At 67.5% G+C, this 6444-nt stretch carries 5 protein-coding genes; 2 read left to right on the forward strand and 3 right to left on the reverse strand.

The window, feature by feature from the left end; genetic code table 11:
• The coding region (locus tag U9980_RS05740) for a protein kinase domain-containing protein (RefSeq protein WP_322766988.1) at positions 1 to 2172 on the reverse strand (2172 nt) is incomplete at its 3' end.
• Positions 2173 to 2904: 732 nt separating this feature from the next.
• Here U9980_RS05740 and hpnH point away from each other — a divergent pair.
• The gene (gene hpnH, locus U9980_RS05745; protein WP_322751030.1) at positions 2905 to 3909 is read left to right on the forward strand and encodes an adenosyl-hopene transferase HpnH; all 1005 of its coding nucleotides are present in this window, start codon (positions 2905 to 2907) and stop codon (positions 3907 to 3909) included.
• Between the two features lie 174 nt (positions 3910 to 4083).
• Here the strand turns inward: hpnH and U9980_RS05750 are convergent, their stop codons facing one another.
• Positions 4084 to 4698: a TetR/AcrR family transcriptional regulator gene (locus U9980_RS05750; RefSeq protein WP_322751021.1), complete on the reverse strand. Its 615-nt coding sequence runs from the start codon at positions 4696 to 4698 to the stop codon at positions 4084 to 4086.
• Positions 4699 to 4881: 183 nt separating this feature from the next.
• Between U9980_RS05750 and U9980_RS05755 the strand changes: the two genes are divergently transcribed.
• Positions 4882 to 5442, forward strand: a complete 561-nt coding sequence (locus U9980_RS05755) for a PaaI family thioesterase (protein ID WP_322766989.1) — start codon at positions 4882 to 4884, stop codon at positions 5440 to 5442.
• A 24-nt stretch (positions 5443 to 5466) separates the two neighbouring features.
• On the opposite strand, the gene U9980_RS05760 is transcribed toward U9980_RS05755, so the two are convergent.
• The coding region (locus U9980_RS05760) for an urease accessory protein UreD (protein ID WP_322766990.1) at positions 5467 to 6444 on the reverse strand (978 nt) is incomplete at its 5' end.

Raw genomic sequence — 6444 nt, forward strand, 5'->3', positions numbered from 1 at the left:
GTCAGTCATCGTGAACAATCCGTTGCGATGTGTGTCCGCACTCTCGACAAGGGTGCTCAGTCGCCTGTTCCTGGCCACCTGCTCGTCGATGTCGAGCCCCGACGACCGGGCATAGACTTCGGCGAATAGCCGGGGGCCGAGCATCGGGTCGGCCAGGTCGTCCTTCCAGCCGTGGATTTCGGCGGCCAGGAACGCCTTGACCTTCTGCCTCGACCTGACCACCGTGTCCGCGCTCACCACGTACACGTTGGACACCAGCTGGTAGCCGTGGTCGGCAAGCAGGAACGTCGAGGTGGCGACGCCCTGGCGGGCGAAGGCAGCGGGGGCGTCGATCACCGACGACAGTGCCCCGTCGACCTGGCGTTCCGCGACTGCCCGCAGATGGTCGGGCGTGATGACCTGGGTGACGGCCGTCTCCGCCACTCCCACGGCGGCCAGGAACGACGTCCAGACGGCTGTGCTGCCCGCCGCCATCCCGATCTTCATACCGGTCATGTCCTGCGGTGTTCTGATCGGCTTGTCAGCAAGTGAGACGATGGCCCAGGGCGACTTCTGTCGCTGTGTGCCGATTACCCGCAGCCGTGCGCCGTTGGCGATTTCCTTCGGAAGGGTGTCCGGCGCGATAACCCCAACGAATGCCGCACCGGAAGCCACCGACGCCACCACGGTTCGGGCCCGCGACCCACCGTCATGGAATTCGGTACGGGTGAACCCTGCGTGGCGGTAATAACCGTTGTGGTCGGCGATGAAGGAGCCGGCGAACTCGACGTCGGGCTTTCCCGGGAGCCAGAACGCGAGCGGACCCAGGTCCACCGTCTGTGGTGCGGGGGCGGCCGGCCGGCCGATCCGGCGGGCAGCCCAGGCCGCCGATCCGGCGCCGGCGCCCAGACCGGCGACGGCGACGGCGGCGAGCAGCAGGCCCCGCCGGGACGCCCGTGCCTTGCCCGGGCGCGCGGCCTTCCCGGAACCGTTCGCGGCCTGCCGCGCGTCCGGACCGACCCATACCGGCTGTTCGATCGTGGCCGGGTCGATGTCGGGCTGTGATCGTGGCCGGCGTGGCCTCGGCACTCCGGAGGTCAGGACCTCCAGGCCGACGGTGTCGAGGTCATCGCCATCCTGCTCGCCGATGGCGGTCCCGCCGGCGACGTTGGCGACGTTGGCGACGTTGGCAACCATGGTCGGTGCCTCGTAGAACGCGTTCGACGTCGGCCAGGCGTTCGGGCTCGCCACCGGTGGCGCTTCCCGGGGCATGTCCGGTAGGGCTGCCTGTGGGGCTGCCTGTGGGGCTGCCTGTGGGGCTACCGGAACCGGGGCCGGTCGTGCGGGCGGTTCTGTCGCCGGCGCCGAGACGACGGCCTGTAGTTGGCGGCGAATCCGCTCCGTCGTGGGCCGAGCGGACGGATTCTTGGCCAGAATCGGTTGGAGTATCGAAAAGGTCCGGGCTGCGCGCATCGGCGCGCTCGGCCCTTCGTAGACGACCGCGTGCATGGTCGCGAAGGTGGTATCCCGACCAAACGGGGAGACGCCTTCCGCCGCATGCAGCAGGGTCGTCGCGAGCGAGAAAAGATCGCTGGCCGGACCGGCCTCATCCCCGCGGATACGTTCTGGAGCCATATAGGCGGGTGTGCCGACCACGCCCCCGGCCGCGGTGATCCGGTGATCGGTCTCGTAGGCCGCGACGCCGAAGTCCGCGAGTTTGACGGTACCGTCAGCGGTGATCAGGACGTTCGACGGTTTGACGTCGCGGTGCAGAACTCCTTTGCGGTGTCCGTGCACGAGCGCGTCCAGCAGCGCGATACCGATCCGGGCGACCTCGGGCTCGTCCAGCGCACCGTCCTGCGCGATCACCGCCGCCAACGAACGTCCTGGGACCAAATCCATCACGATCCACTGCGCACCGTGGTCCTCGACCAGGTCGTACACGGTGACCACATGGGGATGGGCACCGAGCCGGGCGGCGTTGCGCGCTTCGCGGCGGGCACGTTCGATCAGCAGTTCGCGGTCCTGGGCCGAGAGGTTGTCAGGAATGCGGATCTCCTTGAGGGCACGTTCGACACCGGTGCCGGTGTCGACGGCCCGCCAGACCGTCCCCATCCCGCCCGAGCCGAGCCGTTCGACCAGCCGGAACCGCCCGCCGATCAGGTGCGTGACCGTGTGCCCGCTTCGCGTCATACGCCCGCCTTCAGCCTGCAACGCGTGCCCAACCCCATGTGACCTCCGCGCTGCTGCCCACTGTCTTTTTCGCCGATGTTAGGCGTCGCCGGGGACAGCCATTGGTTGGCCGGTTCGGGACTCACCCGTCAGGTCTACACACAATCGCCGCTCGGTTTGCCGCGGGGTCGGTCATACCCGGCCTGATGTCGCGGATTTGGCGAACCTGGGCGGCCTGGGAATGGCCTACGTCACTCCTGGCGGGGTTGCGAAGGCCAGACCGTTGCTACCACGGCGCGCGCCTGGGGCCGATGTCCAGCTTATGGCGGGCGATGTGACGTTCGTCCAACACCGGCGGCGCAACGCCGACCGGCGGTGGAACGCAGGACCAATGCCTGCCGGGCATGTCCCCGTCAGGCCCGGGTGGCGCCACCGTGGGCCGGGCCTGGTCGGGCCGCGGCTGGGGGTCGCTGGGCCTTCCGGTCCAGTGCCGTCGCCCTGTGGTGATCGTTTACTTCCCGCTGTCCGGATCCCGACACGGCTCCGTCCGGATTTCTGGTCTAAAACTCCGACTAGGTCGCTGACCTGCGGTGACGGATGTCCGATGCGGGTCGGGGTCGGCCGGGTAGGACGGGGAGAAGTGGCCGATCCAACGTTCTCGACGAACATACAAGCTGTACGTACACCCTGTATGTTGTCGAGATGGAGCGGCCGTCCGGCCGCACGACGTCGACGCCGAAGGGCGGTATTGCCGTGGCGGTGGAGTGGCGGTACTCGTTGCGGATCGGGATGTACCTGGCCAAGCAGAAGGTGCTGCGTCGTAAGCACTTTCCGCTTGTTCTCGAACTTGAGCCGTTGTTCGCCTGCAATCTGTCATGCACCGGTTGCGGCAAGATTCAGCACCCTGCGTCCGTACTCAAGCAGCGGATGAGCGTCGAGGACGCCATGGCCGCGGTGGAGGAGTGCGGCGCACCGGTGGTCGCGATCGCCGGTGGTGAACCGCTGATGCACCCGCAGCTCGACGAGATCGTCCGTCAGCTCATCGCCCGCAAGAAGTTTGTCCTGCTGTGCACTAACGGGCTGTTGCTCCGCAAGAAGATGGCGAAGTTCACACCGTCGCCCTACTTCACCTTCATCGTCCACATCGACGGGCTGCGCGAGCGGCACGACACGGTGGTGGAGAAGGCGGGCACGTTCGACGAGGCGATCGAGGCGATCGCCGCGGCCAAGGCAGCCGGCTTCCGGGTGGGCACCAACTCCACCTTCTTCAACAACGACAGCCCGCAGGACGTGATCGACGTTCTGTCCTACCTCAACGACGAGGTCAAGGTCGACCAGATCCAGCTCTCGCCCGCCTACGCGTATGAGAAGGCGCCCGACCAGGAGCACTTCCTCGGCGTCTCGCAGACCCGCGAGCTGTTCGCCAAGGTCTTCGGTGACGGCCGGCGCGAGAAGTGGCGGCTTAACCACTCGCCGATCTTCCTGGACTTCCTGGAGGGCAAGCGCGATCTTTCGTGTACGGCCTGGGGTATCCCGAGTTACTCGCTGTTCGGCTGGCAGAAGCCGTGCTACCTGATGAGCGACGGCTACGTGTCGTCCTACAAGGAGCTGGTGGAGACCACTGACTGGGACGCCTACGGCCGGGGTAAGGACCCCCGCTGCGCCAACTGCATGGCTCACTGCGGGTACGAGACCTCCGCGGTGCTTGCCACCACGTCGTCGCTGAAGGAGTCCCTGCGGGCCATGCGCAGCGTCTGAGGCGCGAGGCGCGATACCTGCGCGTTGCGTTTCAGGGACGGCTCGTCCCCTACCGCCTGGCACTACCGCCTGGCACTACCGCCTGGCACTACCGCCACCACTTGGCACCACGTTGCGAGCCGGCCACCTCGACGGTGGCCGGCTCGCAACGTTCTCGCTACCTTCTTGTTTTCGTTACTTTTTCGCTTCCAGGCCGACGAGCAGCCGATCGAGAACCTCGCCGGCCTCACGTCGGACTTTCGCGGGTTCCGAGGCCCGGCCGATCAACAGGCTCGCCTCGGACAGGACGGCCGCCAACACCCGGGTGAGGGGCGCGACCGGCAGCGGGTCGATCCGCCCGTCGTCGATCGCCTTGCTCAGCCATTCAGCGAGCAGGCGGTAGCCGTGCCGTTCGACCAGGACGTCCCACGCGTCGTGGCCGAGTACCGCCGGGCCGTCGACCAGCACGATACGTTGGAAGTCGCTGTCGGTGCAGATGTCGAGAAAAGACTGGAAGCCGGTTCGCAGTTGCTCCCAGGCGTCGGTGGCCGGCTCGTCCGTGGCGCGCTTGAGCTCGGTGGTGACGAGCTGTTCGGCGACCTCAAGGGCGACCTGTTCCATCACCGCGCCGAAGAGATCAGCCTTGTCGCGAAAGTGATGATAAAGCGCCCCACGCGTCACCTGCGCGTCGGCCACGATCTCCTCGGTGCCGGTCGCCGCGTACCCCTGAGTCCCGAATCGGTGCCGCGCGGCGGCGAGGAGAACCTCTCGGGTGGCGGCGGGGTGCTCGCTTCCGCGGATCCTGCTCATTCGCTGATTATGTTGCACTCAGTCTTCTAGTGGGCTTGTTCGGTGACGGAAATGTCCATAACTATACCTGGTTGCCCGGGCCACCGTAGCCGTAGCCGTGGCCCGTGTGAGGCACTGACCACAAAAAGCGACCGACAATAAGGGTGCGGCATCGCAGGGCTGGGGCGCTCTAATCTAGCGACCATGACTACGACTGAGCCGCGCCCACCGGCTGTTGAGTGGGGCGAGCCCCGCAGTAAGACAATCACCTGGCATGATCCAATGATCACTGCTGCGATGGGGCGGACCATGAGCGGTCTTGACTTCCTCCTGGCGATGCGTGACGGCGTGGTCCCACCCCCGCCGATCGCCATGCATTTTGATTTCGGGATCGGTGCGGTTGCCGAGGGGGACGTTGTTTTTCACTGTGCCCCGGACGAATCCGCATACAACCCGATTGGCATGATACATGGCGGTCTTGTCTGCACTCTCCTGGATACGGTCACGGGCTGTTCCGTGCACACCACGTTGCCAGCCGGGTTCGGATACACCTCCATTGAGATCAAGGTCAACTATCTGCGGCCGATCCAGGTGGTTGACGGTCGCCCGAGCGGCCTGACCGCGCACGGCTGGGTCGTCCGACCTGGTCGCCGCATTGTCTTCGCCGAGGGGGATGTCTGCGGCGCCGACGGCAGGAAACTCGCCACCGCGAGCAGCACCTGCCTGGTGTTTCCGCTTGAGGGCGCGGCCCCGCCGCAGGCCTGACGGCCGTGGGCATCGCACCGCCGCTCACCAGCGGGCGACCATGGTTCGGCCCGTGTTCAGAGCCTGGCGGAGTGCGACCGCGTCGGGTGCCAGTGCGCTGATCAGAACCCCCGGCCCGGCCAGGGGGAGCAGGGCGAAGGTGTCCGTGACCGCCGGGGCGGTCCCGAGCCCGTCCGGCCCGGGGCCCGCGATCAGCAGCGAACCGGTCACGCGGGCGCCACCGAGGACAGCCGGCCCGTCAAGGCCGGGCATACCCGGATCGAGGCACAGCTCCTGGCGCAGGAGCGGGCGCAGCATCCCGCTGCGACCTTCTCGGTTGTGGCCCTCCCGGTTGTGGCCGTTGCGTCCCTGTTCCTGTCCCTGTCCCTCGACGTCGACGTGCAGTGCGCAGGAGATCGAGCCCGCTGGTTCACCGAAACGTCCGAGGACGATTTCCTCCCGCCACAGCAGCCGGGCGGTTGACGCCAGCCGGATGCGCGCCCGCATGTGGTGGCGGCAGCCGCGGGCGGCCACGGTCGGTTCGGGCAGGTACGCGAGCGCCGCATCCGGCCCCACGTCGGCGCGTACGTCGAACAACGACGGCGGGTCCGCACGGTTCCCATGGCCGTTCTCGTTCTCATCGCTGCTACCGCAGTGGTCCCCGCGGCCGGGTAGGGCCACGGTCGCAGCCACCGTGCGCAGCACCAACGCCACCCCGGCTCCTACGCTGATGTCGAGCCGCAGCCGGTCACCGGCCAGCGGACCGGCCGCCGCATTCACCAGATGGACGGTCGCAGTCGGTAGGTACCCGTGCGGGAGGGCATCGGAGCCGCAGCTGCTGTCCGTCGTGCCGGTGCGGCGCAGCACCAGCGGTACCTGTGACCGCAGCTCGCTCACCCGGATCCCGCCGTCCGGTGTCGGATCGACCTGGACGGCCGCGTGTGCGCTGATCGACGTCCGGCCGGTGCGGTCGCTCGTGGCTGTCGCCTCCAACGTGTTCAGATCCGTCTGCCTGGACCTGGA

Source organism: Protofrankia sp. Cr1, assembly GCF_963555865.1.
Taxonomy (GTDB): Bacteria; Actinomycetota; Actinomycetes; order Frankiales; family Frankiaceae; genus Protofrankia.

Bases quoted from the DNA above. Each gene is read 5' to 3' on its own strand.
- U9980_RS05750 (WP_322751021.1), bottom strand. From the start codon at position 4,698: ATGAGCAGGATCCGCGGAAGCGAGCACCCCGCCGCCACCCGAGAGGTT.
- U9980_RS05755 (WP_322766989.1), top strand. From the start codon at position 4,882: ATGACTACGACTGAGCCGCGCCCACCGGCTGTTGAGTGGGGCGAGCCC.